The sequence below is a fragment of the Pseudomonas sp. PL-6 genome (genome assembly GCF_054110165.1).
Window position 1 is genome coordinate 4725059 of sequence record NZ_CM134189.1, and the last position, 17358, is coordinate 4742416.

Genomic DNA, 17358 nt, shown 5'->3' on the forward strand with positions numbered 1-17358 from the left:
AGACCGCCCAGGAGGCTGCCATGCCCCATAGCCTGCTCGACCTCGCCACCGCCCATGCCATGCCCTGGAAGAACGGCGGCGGCGAAACCCTGGAACTGGCCATCGCCCCGGCGGGCGCCGGCCTGGACGACTTCGCCTGGCGCATCAGCAGCGCGCGGGTCGCGGCGGACGGGGCGTTCTCGCGCTTTGCCGGCGTCGATCGCAGCCTGGCGTTGCTCAGTGGCGCGGGGCTGCGCCTGCAGCGGGGCGACGGACGGGTCGAGGAATTGTTCAGCGGCGGCGCGGTGGCGCAGTTTCCCGGCGAGGAGGCGATCGCCGCGACGCTGGTGGACGGCCCGGTCGGCGACCTCAACCTGATGACCCGACGCGGTGTCTGGCGCCATCGCCTGGCCCCGCTACAGCTGCATGGGCGACAGGAATTGCACAACGATGCGGCGGTGATGCTGCTCTGGTGCCAGGCTGGCGCGGGCATCGAGTGCCGGCTGCCGGACGGCGAGATGCAGCGGCTGGAAAGCGGCCAGGGATTGCTGCTGGAAGACCAGCCCGGGCCACTGGCGCTGCAGGCGCCGCAGCCCGCCCTGCTCTATCTGGCCTGGCTGTATCGGCAGGGTTGACGCCCGCGGCAGCTGTCCCGCGCCCGCGAACGAAAAAAGGCGCAGCCCCTTGCGAAGCTGCGCCTCGGTCCTGCCAAGCTGGCCGCTAGAGCACGCCGATCTCCCGCGCGGTCTGGTCCACCGCCAGCTTGGTCTTGCTGACCAGCTCGTCCAGGTCGCTGCGCGTGGCCACCAGCGCCGGGGCCATGATCATGCGCCCGCCGGTGGCGCGGATGATCAGGCCGTTGTCGAAGCCGATGCTGCGGCAGCGCCAGGTCAGCTCGGTTTCGTTGGCGAAGCGCGTGCGGCTGGCCGGGTCCTCGCTGAACTGCAATGCCGCGACCAGGCCGCTGCCCTGGATCTCGCCGATCAGCGGGTGGCCGGCGAACGTCTCGCGCAGGCACTGCTGCAGGTAGGGGCCGGTATCGGCCTTGACCCGCTCGACCACGCCTTCGTCGCGCAGCGCCTTGATATTGGCGATGGCCACCGCCGCCGCCACCGGGTGGCCGGAATAGGTCAGGCCGTGGGCGTAGACCCCGCCCTGCTCCACCAGGGTGCCGGCGATGCGCTTGCTCAATACCAGACCGCCCATGGGGATATAGCCCGAGGTCAGGCCCTTGGCGATGGACAGGGTGTCGGGCTGGAAGCCGAAGTGCTGGTGGGCGAACCACTCGCCGGTGCGGCCGAAGCCGCCGATCACCTCGTCGGCGCACAGCAGCACGTCGTACTGGCGGCAGATGCGCTGGATCTCCGGCCAGTAGCTTTCCGGCGGGAAGATCATGCCGCCGGCGCCCTGGAAGGGCTCGGCAATGAACGCTGCGACCTTCTCGGCGCCCAGTTCGAGAATCTTCTCCTCCAGCTGCAGCGCGCAACGCCGGCCGAACTCAGCCGGGCTCAGCTCGCCGCCGGCGGCGAACCAGTATGGTTCGTCGATATGCGCAATATCGGGGATCAGTCCCCCCATCTCGTGCATAAATTTCATCCCGCCCAGCGCGGTGCTGGCCAGTGTCGAGCCGTGGTAGCCGTTCCAGCGGCCGATCATCACCTTCTTCTGCGGCTTGCCGACAATCTGCCAGTAGCGGCGCACGGTGCGGATCAGCACCTCGTTGGCCTCCGAGCCGGAGTTGGTGTAGACGGCGTGGCTGTAGTGGCTCGGCAGCAGGCTGAACAGCTGCTCGGAGAGCTCCACCACCGCCGGGTGAGTGGTGTGGAAGAACATGTTGTAGTACGGCAGCTGCTCCAGCTGGCGGCTGGCGGCGGCGGCCAGGTCCTTGCGGCCGTAGCCGAGGTTGGTGCACCACAGGCCGGACATGCCGTCGAGGTAACGCTGGCCGTCGTTGTCCCACAGCTGCAGGCCTTCGCCGCGCACCATGACCCGCGGGCCTTCGGCATTCAGCGCCTTCTGGTCGACGAAGGCATGGATGTGGTGGGCCGCGTCCAGTTGCTGATAGTCGCGGGTGGTACGGCTGGGGATGTGGGGGACTGTCATGGCAGTGACCTCGCCTCGATGGGTTGTCGGGTGCCGGGGCCAAGCCCCGGCGGAAATCGGTTAGTTACGGGCCAGCACCTGCTCCAGCGGCTCCGGGGTGAACAGCGGTTTGCGCATCACCAGCTTGATCCACAGCACCGCGATCAGCGACACCAGGCCAAGCACCGCGCCGGCGCTGTAGAAGATGCTCGCGGTCATCTCCGGGCTGGGCGAGACGTAGTAGATCGACACCAGCATGCCGGCGATGCCGAGCAGCTGCGGCAGCGGGTAGAACGGCGTCTTGAACGGCCGCGCCAGGTCCGGGTAGCGGCGACGCAGGGCGATCACGTCGAGGTGGCAGATGATGTAGGCCAGCAGCCAGGCGATGGCCGCGGCCAGCAGCAGCAGGCCGATGGCGCCCGGGTCGTCGCCCATCAGCAGCACCGGTGCGCCGGTGATGGCGGCGACGAACAGCACCGCCACCCAGGGCGTGTTGAAGCGCTTGCTGAGCCGCTTGAACTGCGGGAAGGCCTGGCCGTTGACCGCCATGCCCAGCAGCATGCGCGGGATGGCCGCCAGCGAGGTGTTGACCGTGCTGCAGGTGGCGGTGACCGCGGCGATCACCAGGAAGATCTTGCCGCCCTCGCCGAGCAGCGCGGTGGCGAACAGGTAGTGCGGCAGCGCGGCGCCGGCCAGCTCCGCCTGCGGCACGTAGAACAGCGCGCCGATGGAGTACAGGGCGATGGTGACGAAGATCACCCCGACGCCGAGCATCATCGACCAGGGAATGTTGCGCTCCGGCTGCTTGGATTCCTCCACCAGCGGGCAGACGAACTCGGCGCCGACAAAGCCCCAGATGGCCAGCGCCACCAGGGTCAGCACCCCGGCGCCGAGCGGGTTCCAGTCGTTGCTCAGCACCCCCTCCAGCGCCGGCTGGCTGCCGCTGCCGGTCACCGCGGTCAGGCCCAGGGCCAGCAGCACGATTACCATCACCAGCGCCAGGGCCGACTGCAGGCGGGCGAACAGGTCGATGCCGAGCAGGTTGAGCAGGGTGAACAGGATCAGCACGCCATAGGCGATGCTCATGCTGGGCAGCGCCCCGGGGTAGACCTCGCCGATGATCAGGTCGAGCAGCAGCAACTCGGCCGACAAGGCGAACATCGCCACCACCACGTAGCCGGAGAAGGTGGCGAGGATCGCCGGGAAGTGCCCCAGGGCCACCTCGGTGTAGCTGCTCAGACTGCCGGCGCGGGGAATCATCAGCGCCAGTTCGGAGAACGACATGACGTAGGTCAGAGCGAGGAAGAAGGCCAGGGTCAGCGGGATCAGAAAGCCCAGCCCGGCGATGCCGGCGCCCTGTAGCATCAGCACCATCACGCCCTGCGACACCACCAGGCCGATGGCCACGGCGAGCAGGGCGCCGAGGCCGAGGCGGGCCCGGGGCTTGGCGACGGGCCGCTCCGTGGCCAGGGTGGAAGCGAGGCTGATATCGGGATCGATCATGGTGGTTCTCCTGCAATCTTGTTGTTGTGACAGGTGGAACGACGGGCCCGCGCGCGGCTCAGCCGCGCAGTTGAACCCAGGTGGTTTTCAGCTGGCTGTACTTGTCGAAGGCGTGCAGCGACAGGTCGCGGCCGAAGCCGGATTGCTTGCAGCCGCCGAACGGCACGCAGACGTCGAGGGCGTCCACGGTGTTCACCGACACGGTGCCGGCGCGCAGGCGCCGGGCCAAGCGGTGGGCGCGGTTGAGGTCGTCGGTCCACAGCGAGGCGGCCAGGCCGTAGCAGCTGTCGTTGGCCAGGCGCAGGGCCTCGTCCTCGCTGTCGAAGGCGCTGACCGCCAGCACCGGGCCGAACACCTCCTCGCGGGCCAGGCGCATCTGCGGCCGCACGCCGGTGAAGATGGTCGGGGTGATGAAGTTGTCCGAGCCGCCCACGCGCAGGCGCTGGCCACCGCAGGCCAGCCGCGCGCCCTCGCCCTGGGCCTGGTCGATAAAGGCCATGATCCGTTCGGTCTGCCGCGCCTCGACTATGGCGCCCATGCGGCTGGCCGGATCCAGCGGGTCGCCCGGCTGCCAGTCGCGCGCCTTGGCCAGCAGGCGCTCGACGAACTGATCGTGGATGGAGCGCTCGATCAGCAGCCGCGAGTTGGCCGAGCACACCTCGCCCTGGTTGAAGAAGATGGCGAAGGCGGCCTTCTCCGCCGCCAGGTCGAGGTCCTGGCAGTCGGCGAACACCAGGTTGGGGCTCTTGCCGCCGCACTCCAGCCACACCTGCTTGAGGTTCGACTGCGCGGCGTAGGCCATAAAGTACTTGCCCACCTCGGTGGAGCCGGTGAAGGCCAGGCAGTCGACGTCCATATGCAGGCCGAGGGCCTTGCCGGCCGTTTCGCCCAGGCCCGGCACCACGTTGAGCACGCCCTCCGGCAGGCCGGCCTCCAGCGCCAGCTGGGCCAGGCGCAGGGCGGAGAACGGCGACTGCTCGGCGGGCTTCAAGACCACCGAGTTGCCGGCGGCCAGCGCCGGGGCCAGCTTCCAGGCGGCCAGGTCGAGGGGGAAGTTCCACGGCACCACCGCGCCGATCACCCCCAGCGGTTCGCGGCCGATGGTGGCCAGGGCATTGCTGGCGGTGGGCGCGACCTGGTCGTAGAGCTTGTCCAGCGCCTCGGCGTACCAGGCGAAGACCTGCGCGGCGCCCGGCACGTCGAGGTTGTAGGCATCCAGCACCGGCTTGCCCATGTTCAACGAATCGAGCAGCGCCAGCTCCTCGCGGTGGGCCAGGATCAGCTCGGCCAGGCGCAGCAGCACCGCCTTGCGTTCGCGCGGCGCCATGCGCGGCCAGGGGCCCTGCTCGAAGGCGCGGCGGGCGCTGGCCACGGCGGCGTCCACATCGGCGCCGGCGCAGGCGGCGACATTGGCCAGCAGCTTGTTGGTCGCCGGGTTGATCGACGCGAAACTGGCGCCGGATGCGGCCGGGCGCAGACGCCCGTCGATCAGTGCGCCGGTGGGGAAAGCCTGGGCGGCAGCCCGCTGCTGCCAGTCGGAGAGTTGCAACATCGCCTCGATCCTCGCCACGGCCGTGATGGGCGGCCCTTGTTGTTGTCGAGGTCGATGGTGGCGCAGGGGGGAAAACAGCGAAATTAGTAAATATATGCTCGCGACTTATGAAAAAACTGGGCTGCTGGCGACGGGCGCTGGAGTATGTTGAGGCCTGGAAATCCATGACAAGACGGGTCTGCAGATCCGCGCCTGAGGAGCCCAATGGCCACCTACACCTTGCGTCAGCTCAAGTACTTCGTGACCACCGTGGAATGCGGCAGCGTGGCCGAGGCCTCGCGCAAGCTGTATATCGCCCAGCCGTCGATCTCCACCGCGATCAAGGGCCTGGAGGACAGCTTCGGCCTGCAGCTGTTTATCCGCCACCATGCCCAGGGCGTGTCGCTGACCCCCGGCGGCGCGCGCTTCTACAAGAAGGCCCAGGAACTGCTGCGCATGGCCCGCGAGTTCGAGCAGAACGCCCTGGCCGACAACGACGTGATCGCCGGGCAGATCGATATCGGCTGCTTCGAGACCGTCGCCCCGCTCTACCTGCCGCGCCTGATCGCCGGCTTCAACGCGCTCTACCCCGGGGTGGAGATCCGCATCCGCGACGGCGAGCAGCAGGAGCTGGTGCAGGGCCTGACCGCCGGGCGCTTCGACCTGGCCATCCTCTACGCCCACGACCTCGACGCCACCATCGACAGCGAACCGCTGATGGCGCCGCAGAAACCCTACGCCCTGCTCCCCGAAGGCCACCGCTTCACCGGCCAGGCCCAGGTGTCGCTGCGCGACCTGTGCCTGGAGCCGATGATCCTGCTCGACGTGCTGCCGAGCCGCACCTACTTCGTCAGCCTGTTCGAGGAGCTGGGCCTGACGCCCAACATCGTCTTCAGCTCGCCGTCGATCGAGATGGTGCGCGGCATGGTCGGCCAGGGCTTCGGCTTCTCCCTGCTGGTCACCCGCCCGCACTCGGAATGCACCTACGACGGGCGAAAGGTGGTGATGGTGGACATCGCCGAAGAGGTCAGCGGCTCCGGCCTGGTCGCCGCCTGGCTCAAGCGCGCGCAACTGACCAAGCCGGCGCAGCTGTTCGTCGAGTACTGCAAGGAGCAGTTGGCGGCGGGGGAGTAAGGGCTAGGCCTGGACATGCGCCACGGCGGGAAACGCTGCGCAGCTTCCCTGCCTCACTCGCGCCGTAGCAGTAAGGCGAACAGCTCGGCGTGGCCGCCGACGTTGAGCTTCTGGTAGAGGTTGCGCCGGTGCACCTTGACCGTCTCCGGCGAGATGCCCAGCTGGCGGGCGATGGCCTTGCTGGAGAAGCCCTGGAGAATCAGTCGCGCGGTCGCCTCCTCGCGTTCGGACAGGCGTGCGCCGGAACGCTCCAGCAGGGCGCCGAGGCTGCCGACCGCCGGCTCGCCCACCAGCCCTTCCGGCGCGCTCAGCTCGGCGTGCCGGCGCATCGCCGCCAGCACCCAGTCACGCACGCAGAGCAGCGTGCCCAGTTCCGCCGCCTCGAAGGCCGTCTGCCGGCCCAACGACAGGCTGAGCACCGCGCCGTGGTGATTGACCAAGAACTGCAGCTCGTCGCTGCCGACCACCTTGCGGAAGTAGCTCAGGTAGTACTCGCTCTGGCGGAACTGGTCCGGCGCCAGGTTATCGAGGCTGTATAGGCCGTCGGCGATGCCGGCGCAGGCGGCCTGGTGGAAGGGGTCGAGCAGGTACATGCCGGCGCCGTAGTCGGCCATGTCCACCGCCCCGGCGAAGTCGAAGTCCGCCAGCAGCCGCGGCGCCTGGCCGCTGCGCATCAGGCTGACCAGGGCGTTGTCCAGCGGCACCAGCTGGCGCAGCAGGTCGACCTGGGCCCGCCAGAAGCCGTCGCCGCCGAGCTGGCCGAACAGGCGCGCCAGGCCCTGGTGCAACGGCAGTTCGCGCAACAGCGCCTGCATGCCTACCTCCTTCGGGTAACCCATGGGGGGAATTGGTGGCCGCGGCCGACGCCACTAGCCTGCAGTCTCCCGACCGATTCGGCCTGTCGCAGGCCAGGAGTGCCGCATCATGCTTCGTCACCGCGCCCATCTCAAGCTCGGCCTGGCCGTCTGCCTCGGCGGCTGGCTGAGCAGCGCCATGGCCCAGGCCGACAGCGTCCACGTCTACAACTGGTACGACTATATCGGCCCGAGCACCCTCGCCGATTTTCGCCGCGACACCGGCATCGCTCCGGTCTACGACACCTTCGACAGCGCCGAGGTGCTGGAAGGCAAGCTGCTCACCGGCGGCAGCGGCTACGACGTGGTGGTGGCGAGCAATTACAGCCTGCCGACCCTGATCGCCGCCGGCGTGCTGCAGCCGATCGACCGCGCGCAGCTGCCGCACAGCCGCCACCTCGACCCCGAGCTGCTGGCCAAGCTGGAACTCAACGACCCCGGCAACCGCCATGCCCTGCCCTACCTGTGGGGCACCAACGGCATCGGCTACAACCCGGACAAGGTGCGCGCCGCGCTCGGCGAGCAGGCGCCGCTGGACTCCTGGGACCTGCTGCTCGACGCGGCCAACCTGGCCAAGCTCGGCCAGTGCGGCGTGGCCCTGCTCGACTCGCCGGCGGAGGTGCTGCCCATCGTCCTCCACCACCTCGGCCTGCCGCCCAACAGCCACGACCCCGAGGACTACGCCAAGGCCCAGGCGCTGCTGCTCGAACTGCGCCCGCATATCACCTATTTCAACTCGTCGCGCTTTATCAACGACCTGGCCAACGGCGAGATCTGCGTCGCCCTCGGCTGGTCCGGCGCGGTGCTGGAGGCCAGGCACACCGCCGAGCAGGCCGGCAACGGCGTGCGGGTCGAGTACAGCCTGCCCAAGGAAGGCGCACCGGTGTGGTTCGACACCCTGGTGCTGCTCAAGGACGCGCCGCACCCGCAACAGGGCCTGCGCTTCATCGACTACCTGCTGCAGCCGCAGGTCATCGCGCCGATCAGCGAACACCTCAACTACCCCAACGGCAACCGCGACGCCACGGCGCTGATCGCCGCCGCCACGCGCAACGACCCCAGCGTCTACCCGCCGAGCGCAGCCATGGCCAAGCTGTACACCCTGCAGCCGCTGCCGCCGCGGATCGAACGCATCCGCACCCGGGTCTGGAGCGCGGTGAAGACCGGTCGCTGATGCCCTTTTCCCTCCCCTCAGATAGAGAACGATCATGAGCACACGCGCCCGCGACCTGGGTATTTCTTTCGGCCAGCTGCAGCCCGGCCCCCTCAACGCCATCACCGACGTGCCCGGCGTGCGCGTCGGCCACAGCAACGTGCGCGGCCGCTCGGCCCAGGGCCGCGACATCCATACCGGGGTCACCCTGATCGAGCCGCGCCCCGGCAGCACCGCCGAGCAGCCCTGCTTCGCCGGCGTCCATGTGCTCAACGGCAACGGCGACGCCAGCGGCCTGGAGTGGATTCGCGAAGCCGGCCTGCTGAGCAGCCCGATCGCCTTCACCAACACCCACAGCGTCGGCACGGTGCGCGATGCGCTGATCGCCCTGGAGCGGCGGACGCCTCCAGCTGACGGGCGCCTGTACTGGAGCATGCCGGTGGTGCTGGAGACCTTCGACGGCCTGCTCAACGATATCAACGGCTTCCACGTGCGGCCGGAGCACGTCGCCGCAGCCCTGGACGGCGCCAAGGGCGGCCCCCTGGCCGAAGGCGCGGTCGGCGGCGGCAGCGGCATGATCTGCCACGAGTACAAGGGCGGTATCGGCACCGCCTCGCGCCGGCTGAGCGCCGCGCAGGGCGGCTGGACGCTGGGCGCCATCGTCCAGGCCAACCACGGCACGCGCCGCGAGCTGCGCGTCGACGGCTATCCGGTGGGGCGCTATCTGGAGAAGGCCAGCTCGCCCTTCCTGCGCGCCGAACTGCCGCATCCGGGCATGGGTTCGATCGTCGTCTGTCTGGCCACCGACGCGCCGCTGCTGCCACACCAGTGCACGCGCCTGGCACAACGCGCCGGTCTCGGCATCGCCCGCACCGGCGGCGGCAACGAGGACTGCAGCGGCGACCTGTTCGTCGCCTTCTCCACCGGCAACCAGCCGGCGCCCGCCGACTACAGCCGCAAGGGTGCCTTCACCTGCGACGGCCTGCGCATGCTCAACAACGACCATATCGGCGAGCTGTTCCTGGCGGCGACCGAGGCGGTGGAGGAAGCCATAGTCAATGCCCTGCTGGCGGGCGAGACGCTGGCAGCCAACGGGCACCGGGTGCCGGGGCTGGACGCCGCGACGCTGCTGGCGGCGCTGCGCCAGGCCGGCTGGCCGGGGGCCACGGCAGAGTCGGCCTAGGCAGTGGCAGGCTGGCGCAGTGCAATCTGCGCCGCCTTTCCCGGATTGCATCCGGGCTAGCGGGCGCGGCATGGCCCGGATGCCATCCGCGGGCGTTTCAGGCGTCCTGCTGCAGCCACTGCGCCAGCCGCGCCAGCAGCGCGTCGCAGGCATCCAGCTGGGCCAGGCTGACGAACTCGTCGGGTTTATGGCCCTGCTCCATGCTGCCGGGGCCGCAGATCACCGTGGCGATGCCGGCTTCGTCGAACAGCCCGCCCTCGGTGCCGAAGGCCACGGTGCTGAAGTCCCGCGAGCCGCTGAGCAGCGCCAGCAGCTCGGCGGCTTCGCCCTGCGGGTCGGTGGCCAGCCCCGGGTAGGCCGACAACGCCTGGAACTCGATGGCGCTGGCCGCACTCACCGCGCGCATCTGCGGCAGCAGCTCGGTTTCGGCGTAGGTGCGCAGATCACGCGCCACCTGCTGCGGATCGTCGGCCGGCAGCGCGCGCACCTCGAAGTCGAACTGGCATTCGGCCGGGACTATGTTCAGCGCCCGGCCGCCCTGGATCAGGCCGGTCTGCACCGTCGAATAGGGCGGGTCGAAACGCGCGTCGCGGCGCGCCGGTGCGGCCAGCTGCGCGCCGATCTCGCCGAGCTTGCCGATCAGCTTGGCGGCGTACTCGATGGCGTTGACCCCCTGCGGCGCGTAGGCCGAGTGGCAGGCGGCGCCGTGCACCTGGCAGCGTATCGCCAGCTTGCCCTTGTGGCCGAGCACCGGGCGCATCTCGGTGGGTTCGCCGATCAGGCAGATGGCCGGGCGCTCGGGGCTGGCGCGCAGGCGTTCGACCAGGCTGCGCACGCCGAGGCAGCCGACCTCCTCGTCGTAGGAGATGGCGATATGCAGCGGCCGGCGCAACGGTCGTGCGAGCAAGCGCGGCACGGCGGCCAGCACGCAGGCGATAAAGCCCTTCATGTCCGCCGCGCCGCGGCCGTACAGCAGGCCGTCGCGCTCGGTCAGCGCGAAGGCCGGCACACTCCAGGCCTGACCGTCCACCGGCACCACGTCGCTGTGCCCGGAGAGCATCACCCCGCCGCCGCCGGCCGGACCGATGCGGGCATGGAGGTTGGCCTTGCTGCACTCGGCGTTGTAGTCCAGCTCGCAACTCAGGCCGAGGCCCTCCAGATAGTCGCGGACGAAATCGATCAGCGCCAGGTTGGAGTCGCGGCTGACGGTGGGAAAGGCGATCAGGCGGGCGAGCAGGTCGCGACTGGTGAACATGGGCTGTTTTCCCTGAAAAAATGGGGTTCGAAGGGCTGGTGGACGAAAAAAGCGTCGTCCACCCTACTGGGCATCACGCCGGCAATTCGTAGGGTGGATGACGCTTCATCCATCCATCAAACAATGCCAGATCATCGTCCGCCCTACTCGTCCCCCGGCACGCCATAGCTGGGCGCGGCGGTGGGGTCGAGGGCGCGGGTCAGGTAGTCCTGCATCTGCGGGGCATAGGCCTGCCAGAGTTTGTCCAGCTCGCCGATGGGGTCCTGCTCGGCCCAGTCGACGCGCAGGTCGACCATCGGCCAGGTCAGGTCGCCGACCACCTTGAGCGCCGCCGAATGCACCGGCCCGGCTTCGCCGCCGGCGGCCATGGCCGCGTGCATCGCCGCCAGCAGGCGCTCGGCCAGTTGCCCCGGGCTCTGTTCGAAGGCGCTGACCAGCGCCTCGATCACCGCTGCGGAGGCCAGCAGGTTGCCGGCGGCCACGCATTGTTCGCCGGCCAGGGCGTTATGCACGCCGAGCGCCTGGCTGCCGGAAAACAGCGCGCTGCGGCCCTGGCCGTCGAGCACCGCGACCTGGCGGTACTGGCTGTAGCCGTTGCGGGCCAGGGCCTGGTCCAGCGCCGCGGCGGGCTCGTGGCCGGCCTCGAGCAAATCGAGGATCTGCGGGCCGAGGGCCGGCAGGGTGACGTTCTGCGAGGCCACCGCGCCGACCCCGGCGCGCAGCCAGGGGCAACGCGCGCCGACGGCGATGCTCGAGGAGCTGATGGCGATGCCCAGCTGGCCGGTGTCACTGCAGCGGCCGACGATGGAAAAGGTCATGGGCGGCTCCTTAGCGTTGCCAGTCGTCCGGGATCACCGCGATCACGTCGATCTCCATCAGCCACTGCGGCTGGCCGAGGGCCGAGACCACCAGGCCGGTGGAGATCGGGAACACGCCCTTGAGCCACTTGCCGACCTCCTGGTAGACCGCCTCGCGGTAGCGCGGGTCGATCAGGTAGGTGGTGGTCTTGACGATGTGCGACAGGTCGCTGCCGGCCTCTTCCAGCAGCTGCTTGACGTTCTTCATCGCCTGCTCGGTCTGCGCGCGGGCGTCGCCGAGGCCGACCAGACGGCCCTCGAAGTCGGTGCCGACCTGGCCGCGCACGTACACGGTGTTGCCGGCGCGCACCGCCTGGCACAGGTCGTTGTCCAGGCTCTGGTTCGGGTAGGTGTCTTTGGTGTTGAACATGCGGATGCGGGTATGGGTAGGCATCGACTTACTCCCAGGAGGCGGCTTGTTGGACGGTGCTGGCCTGACGCTGCGCGGGGTCGCGGTACTCGGCGTACTTGCGCTGCGTGGCGATGTGATCGGCGATGTGCTTGGCGTCGTGCCACACGCCCCAGATAAAGGTGGAGCCGCGGCGCGACAGCCAGGGCAGGCCGACGAAGTACACCCCGGGTTCGCTGGACACGCCGCGCTGATGCCGCGGCTTGCCCGCCGCGTCGAAGGCGTCGACCTGCAGCCAGCTGAAATCCACGGCGTAGCCGGTGGCCCAGATGATCGAGGCGATGCCGGCGGCGGCCAGGTCGAGTTCGCGAATCGGCTGGCGGATGCACTCGGCGTCCGGGTAGATCCGGCGCGCCTCGGGCTCCTCCGGCAGGTCGAGGCCGTTGCGGGCGATATAGGCGTCGGCGGCATCGAGCAGCGCCAGATAGTTCTCGTCGCCGCGCGCCAGGTTGTCCGCCAGGTCGTTCTGGAAGCGCACCAGGCCGCCGTCGAACGCCTGGGTCAGGCCGACCAGGGTCATGCCCTGCTGCGCCAGGCGGCGAAAATCGATGGTCTCGCCGCCGCGCGCGCCGCTGACGGCGATGGTCACGTGCTCCTTGCCCGGCTGCGCGGCCTCGGCGTCCCACAGGCCGAGCACGCCCAGCCACCAGCAGAAGTCGCGGTTGCGGTAGCTGCGCGGCGGCCGGTCGTGCGGGCCCACCGAGAGGTAGACGCGGCGCCCGGCGCGCATCAGCTCGTCGGCGATCTGCACCCCCGAGGAGCCGGCGCCGACCACCAGCACGCCGCCCTCCGGAAGCTGCTGCGGGTTGCGGTAGGCGGCCGAGTGGATCTGGTAGAGCGATTCGTCCTTGGGCGCGATGGCCGGGATCACCGGGCGCTGGAAGGGGCCGGTGGCGGAGACCACGCGGTTGGCCTGGATCACGCCGGCGGAGGTCTCCACCGTGAAGCCGGCGCGGTCGGGGTTGCGCCGCACGCGCCGCACCTCCACGCCGGTGCGGATCGGCGCGTCGAACTGGCGGGCGTAGGCCTCGAAGTAGTCCGCCACCTGGTCCTTGGCGGCGAAGGCGTCGGGGTCGAGGTCGAATTCCCGGCCGGGGAAACGGTCGTGCCAGGCCGGTCCGTTGGCCACCAGCGAATCCCAGCGCCCGCTGCGCCAGGCTTCGGCGATGCGGTTCTTCTCCAGCACCAGGTGCGGCACGCCGAGCTTGCTCAGGTGCTCGCTGACGGCCACGCCGGCCTGGCCGGCGCCGACCACCAGGGTGTCGATTGCCGCGGGCACGGCCGTCGCATCCCGATAGGGCTGAAAGGCAGTTTGATTCAGGTCGGTCATGGCAGGGTTCCTCGGACGCTGATCGTTGTTGTTGTGCTGTCGCGGCTAGCCGCTGGGTGTTGGCCGCATTCTGTGCAGCGCGAGGGATTCGCGAAATTATGTTTTTTGTCGTCGCTGGCGAGGAAAAAGCTGCAGGCACGCCAAGCCCGCGGCCTGCGGGGCGAATGCCTGGGGCTATAGGATTTTTAGCGTTAGCAGCGACAAATCGGCGATGGGCCTGGTGTGCGCGGCGCACCAGGGGGCGAAAACGCAAAAGCCCCGGCACTGGGGCCGGGGCTTTTGGGTGTCGCCGGAGGCGCTTAGAACTGCGCGGCGTCCAGCAGGTACAGGCTCTCGCTACCGGCCTTGACCGAGGCGGTGAGCGAGTGGATGCGCGGCAGCAGGCGGGCGAAGTAGAAGCGTGCGGTGCCCAGCTTGCTGGCGTAGAACGCGTCCTGCCCTTCCTTGCCCAGCGCGGCGCGGGCCATCAAGGCCCACATATAGGCGTAGGCGGTGTAGCCGAACACCTGCAGGTACTCCACCGAGGCAGCGCCGATCTCGTTGGGGTTGCCCTTGGCGCGGTCCAGCACCCAGGCGGTCAGCTCATCCAGGTTCTGCACGGCAGCTGCCAGCGGCTGGGTGAACTCGTCGAGATTGGCATCGGCCGAAGCGATGAAGGCCTTGATCTCGTCGGCCAGGTGCTTGTAGTAGCTGCCGCCGCTGCCGACTATCTTGCGCCCCATCAGGTCCAGCGACTGGATGCCGTTGGTGCCTTCGTAGATCTGGGTGATGCGGCAGTCACGCACCAGCTGCTCCTGGCCCCACTCGCGGATAAAGCCGTGGCCGCCGAAGATCTGCTGGCCGTGCACGGTGGTTTCCAGCGCCATATCGGTGAGGAAGGCCTTGGCCACCGGGGTCAGCAGCGCCACCAGTTCCTCGGCACGCTTGGCGGTGTCCTTGTCCTCGCTGTACTTGGCGGTGTCGAGCTGCATGGCGACGTAGCTGGAGAAGGCGCGACCGCCCTCGTTCAGCGCCTTCATGGTCAGCAGCATGCGGCGCACGTCCGGATGCACGATGATCGGGTCAGCAGCTTTGTCCTTGGCCACCGGGCCGGTCGGCGCGCGGCTCTGGATGCGCTCGCGGGCGTATTCCACGGCGCTCTGGTAGCTGCGCTCGCCGAGGGCCAGGCCCTGGATGCCAACGCCCAGGCGCTCGTAGTTCATCATGGTGAACATGGCCGCCAGGCCCTTGTTCACTTCTCCCACCAGGTAGCCGGTGGCGCCGTCGAAGTTCATCACGCAGGTAGCCGAGGCCTTGATGCCCATCTTGTGTTCGATGGAGCCGCAGGAAACGGCGTTCTTCTCGCCCAGCGAGCCGTCGGCACCCACCATCACCTTGGGCACCAGGAACAGCGAGATGCCCTTCGGCCCGGCCGGTGCGTCCGGCAGCTTGGCCAGCACCAGGTGGATGATGTTCTCGGTGAGATCATGTTCCCCGCCGGTGATAAAGATCTTGGTGCCGCTGACCTTGTAGCTGCCGTCGGCCTGGGGCTCGGCCTTGGTGCGGATGATGCCGAGGTCGGTACCGGCGTGCGGCTCGGTCAGGCACATGGAACCGGCCCAGGCGCCGGCGTACATGTTCGGCAGGTACTGCGCCTTGAGCGCTTCGCTGGCGTGGTTGAGGATCGACAGGCAGGCGCCGGCGGTGAGCATCGGGTACAGGCCGAAGGACAGGTTGGCCGAGTTGACCATCTCCTCGACCTGCGCGCCGATCACCTTGGGCATGCCCATGCCGCCGAACTCCGGCGAGCCGCCAACGCCGACCCAGCCACCCTCGGCGTAGGTCTGGTAGGCCTCGGGGAAACCGGCCGGGGTCTTCACCGCGCCGCCTTCCCAGCTGCAGCCTTCCTCGTCGCCGCTGCGGTTCAGCGGGGCGATGCTGCCGGCGGTGACCTTGCCGGCTTCTTCGAGGATGGCGCTGGCGGTCTCGGCATCGACCACCTCGGCCAGGGCCGGCAGCTCGGCCCAGAGCTTGGAGACTTCGAAAACTTCATTGAGCACGAAGCGCATGTCGCGCAGGGGGGCTTGGTAATCGGCCATGGCACATCCTCGGAAAACGGAGTTACGTGAGGACTCCGAGTTTAATGGAACAACTTTATAGACACATAGGGTCGTGTTGTGACCAATTATTCACTAAAAGTTCGCATCCGCTTGATATGAAAAAGCCCGCCAACAGGCGGGCTCCAGTGACCACGACCGCCGGTCAGAAGGCGAAGTGTTCGGCCGGCAGTTCCATCATGCAGGCGCTGCCGGCGGCCAGGGCCAGGCGGTGCGCCTCGGTCCGCGGCAGCAGGCGCTGGAAGTAGAAGGCGCAGGTGGCCAGCTTGGCCTGATGGAAGCCGTCGTCGTCGCCAGCCGCCAGCTTCTCCTGGGCCACCACGGCCATGCGCAGCCAGAAATAGGCCAGGGTCAGGTAGCCCGAATACATCAGGTAGTCGACGGAGGCGGCGCCGACCTCGTCCGGATTCTTCATCGCCGCCATACCGACCTGCTGGGTCAGCTCGCCCCATTGCTGGTTCAATGCGGCCAGTTGGGCCACCTGCGCGCCGAGCTGCGGATGCCCGGCCTGAGCCTCGCAGAACTTGTGGACGATCTTGGTGAAGCCGCGCAGCAGCTTGCCCTGGCTGCCGAGCACCTTGCGCCCGAGCAGGTCCAGCGCCTGGATGCCGTTGGTGCCCTCGTAGATCGGCGCGATGCGGCAGTCGCGCACCAGCTGCTCCATGCCCCATTCGCGGATATAGCCGTGGCCGCCGAACACCTGCATGCCGAGGTTGGTCGCCTCCAGCCCGGTCTCGGTCATGAAGGCCTTGCAGATCGGGGTGAGGAAGGCCAGCAGGTTCTCCGCCTCCTCTCGCGCCTCGGCGCTTTCGGCCTGGTGCGCCACGTCGAGCAATTGCGCGGTGAAATAGGCCAGCGCGCGGTTGCCCTCGTTGAAGGCCTTCATGGTCAGCAGCATGCGGCGCACGTCGGGGTGCACGATGATCGGGTCGGCGGCCTTGTCCGGTGCCTTCGGCCCGCTCAGCGCGCGCATCTGCAGGCGTTCGTTAGCGTACTTCAGCGCGCCCTGGAAGCTCGCCTCGCCGAGACACAGGCCCTGCATGCCGGTGCCCAGGCGCGCGTGGTTCATCATGGTGAACATGCAGGCCAGGCCCTTGTTGGCCTCGCCGATCAGGTAGCCGCTGGCGCCATCGAAGTTGATCACGCAGGTGCTCGATGCCTTGATACCCATCTTGTGCTCGATGGCGCCGCAGCTCACCGCGTTGCGCGCGCCGGCCTCGCCTGCCGCATCGGGCAGGAACTTGGGCACGATAAACAGCGAGATGCCGCGGGTGCCGGCCGGCGCGTCGGGCAGCTTGGCCAGCACCAGATGGACGATGTTCTCGCTCATGTCGTGCTCGCCGGCGGAGATGAAGATCTTGCTGCCGCTGATCCGGTAGCTGCCGTCGGCCTGGGGCACGGCGCGGGTCTTGATCAGGCCCAGGTCGGTGCCGCAGTGTGCCTCGGTCAGGCACATGGTGCCGGTCCAGCGGCCTTCGCTCATGCGGCTCAGGTAAGTCTGCTTCTGCGCCTCGCTGCCATGGGCATGGATCGCCGACATGGCGCCGTGGGTCAGGCCCGGGTACATGGCCCAGGACTGATTCGCCGAGGCGACCATCTCGCTGACGATCAGCCCCAGCGACTGCGGCAGGCCCTGGCCGCCGTAGGCCGGGTCGGCCGCCAGGCCCATCCAGCCGCCCTCGGCGTACTGGGCGAAGGCCTCCTTGAAACCCTTGGGCGTGCTCACCTGGCCTGCGTCGAAGCGGCAGCCCTCCTCGTCGCCGCTGCGGTTGAGCGGTGCCAGCACCTGTTCGCAGAACTTGGCGCCTTCCTCGAGGATGGCGCCGAGCATGTCGGGGCTCGCCTCACTGGCGCCGAGTGCGGCGTAGTGGGCGGGAAAGGCGAAGACGTCGTCGATCAGAAAGCGCATATCGCGCAGCGGGGCCTTGTACTCGGGCATGGCGGTTCTCCAGTCGGGCAGCGGTCAGGTCGCCCCACGCTACTGCCGTACGG

The 17358-nt window shown here is 68.8% G+C and carries 14 protein-coding genes; 4 read left to right on the forward strand and 10 right to left on the reverse strand.

Features of this window, described 5'->3' with window-relative positions:
- Window positions 1-20: 20 nt before the first annotated feature.
- Window positions 21-614 carry a HutD/Ves family protein gene (locus ACW9UL_RS20710; protein ID WP_457788130.1) on the forward strand — a complete coding sequence of 198 codons (594 nt, stop codon included), beginning with the start codon at window positions 21-23 and terminating at the stop codon, window positions 612-614.
- Window positions 615-699: 85 nt separating this feature from the next.
- On the opposite strand, the gene ACW9UL_RS20715 is transcribed toward ACW9UL_RS20710, so the two are convergent.
- The 3 genes from ACW9UL_RS20715 to ACW9UL_RS20725 are packed head-to-tail and all read right to left on the reverse strand — an operon-like array spanning window position 700 to window position 5116.
- Window positions 700-2082, reverse strand: coding sequence for an aspartate aminotransferase family protein (locus tag ACW9UL_RS20715; protein WP_457788131.1), 1383 nt, complete (start codon window positions 2080-2082; stop codon window positions 700-702).
- Window positions 2083-2142: 60 nt separating this feature from the next.
- Window positions 2143-3564 carry an APC family permease gene (locus ACW9UL_RS20720; RefSeq protein WP_457788132.1) on the reverse strand — a complete coding sequence of 474 codons (1422 nt, stop codon included), beginning with the start codon at window positions 3562-3564 and terminating at the stop codon, window positions 2143-2145.
- A gap of 58 nt (window positions 3565-3622) precedes the next feature.
- Window positions 3623-5116, reverse strand: coding sequence for an aldehyde dehydrogenase (locus tag ACW9UL_RS20725; RefSeq protein WP_457788133.1), 1494 nt, complete (start codon window positions 5114-5116; stop codon window positions 3623-3625).
- 204 nt (window positions 5117-5320) lie between these two features.
- Between ACW9UL_RS20725 and ACW9UL_RS20730 the strand changes: the two genes are divergently transcribed.
- A complete protein-coding gene (locus tag ACW9UL_RS20730) occupies window positions 5321-6229 on the forward strand; it encodes a LysR substrate-binding domain-containing protein (RefSeq protein WP_457788134.1) in 909 nt (302 codons plus the stop codon).
- A 53-nt stretch (window positions 6230-6282) separates the two neighbouring features.
- On the opposite strand, the gene ACW9UL_RS20735 is transcribed toward ACW9UL_RS20730, so the two are convergent.
- Entirely contained in the window at window positions 6283-7044 is a 762-nt protein-coding gene (locus ACW9UL_RS20735) for a helix-turn-helix transcriptional regulator (RefSeq protein ID WP_457788135.1), read from the reverse strand.
- A 109-nt stretch (window positions 7045-7153) separates the two neighbouring features.
- On the opposite strand from ACW9UL_RS20735, the gene ACW9UL_RS20740 reads away from it, so the two are divergent.
- Entirely contained in the window at window positions 7154-8257 is a 1104-nt protein-coding gene (locus tag ACW9UL_RS20740) for a polyamine ABC transporter substrate-binding protein (RefSeq protein ID WP_457788136.1), read from the forward strand.
- A 34-nt stretch (window positions 8258-8291) separates the two neighbouring features.
- The gene (locus tag ACW9UL_RS20745; RefSeq protein WP_457788137.1) at window positions 8292-9419 is read left to right on the forward strand and encodes a DmpA family aminopeptidase; all 1128 of its coding nucleotides are present in this window, start codon (window positions 8292-8294) and stop codon (window positions 9417-9419) included.
- Between the two features lie 97 nt (window positions 9420-9516).
- On the opposite strand, the gene argE is transcribed toward ACW9UL_RS20745, so the two are convergent.
- The 6 genes from argE to ACW9UL_RS20775 form a co-directional block, all read right to left on the reverse strand.
- Window positions 9517-10674, reverse strand: coding sequence for an acetylornithine deacetylase (gene argE, locus ACW9UL_RS20750; protein WP_457788138.1), 1158 nt, complete (start codon window positions 10672-10674; stop codon window positions 9517-9519).
- Window positions 10675-10817: 143 nt separating this feature from the next.
- Window positions 10818-11492: a DUF1028 domain-containing protein gene (locus ACW9UL_RS20755; RefSeq protein WP_397497760.1), complete on the reverse strand. Its 675-nt coding sequence runs from the start codon at window positions 11490-11492 to the stop codon at window positions 10818-10820.
- 10 nt (window positions 11493-11502) lie between these two features.
- Window positions 11503-11925, reverse strand: a complete 423-nt coding sequence (locus ACW9UL_RS20760; RefSeq protein WP_021442260.1) for a RidA family protein — start codon at window positions 11923-11925, stop codon at window positions 11503-11505.
- Window positions 11926-11929: 4 nt separating this feature from the next.
- Window positions 11930-13270 carry a flavin-containing monooxygenase gene (locus ACW9UL_RS20765; protein ID WP_457788139.1) on the reverse strand — a complete coding sequence of 447 codons (1341 nt, stop codon included), beginning with the start codon at window positions 13268-13270 and terminating at the stop codon, window positions 11930-11932.
- A gap of 299 nt (window positions 13271-13569) precedes the next feature.
- Entirely contained in the window at window positions 13570-15348 is a 1779-nt protein-coding gene (locus ACW9UL_RS20770; protein WP_457788140.1) for an acyl-CoA dehydrogenase C-terminal domain-containing protein, read from the reverse strand.
- 163 nt (window positions 15349-15511) lie between these two features.
- Entirely contained in the window at window positions 15512-17305 is a 1794-nt protein-coding gene (locus ACW9UL_RS20775; RefSeq protein WP_457788141.1) for an acyl-CoA dehydrogenase C-terminal domain-containing protein, read from the reverse strand.
- Between the last annotated feature and the right edge of the window lie 53 nt (window positions 17306-17358).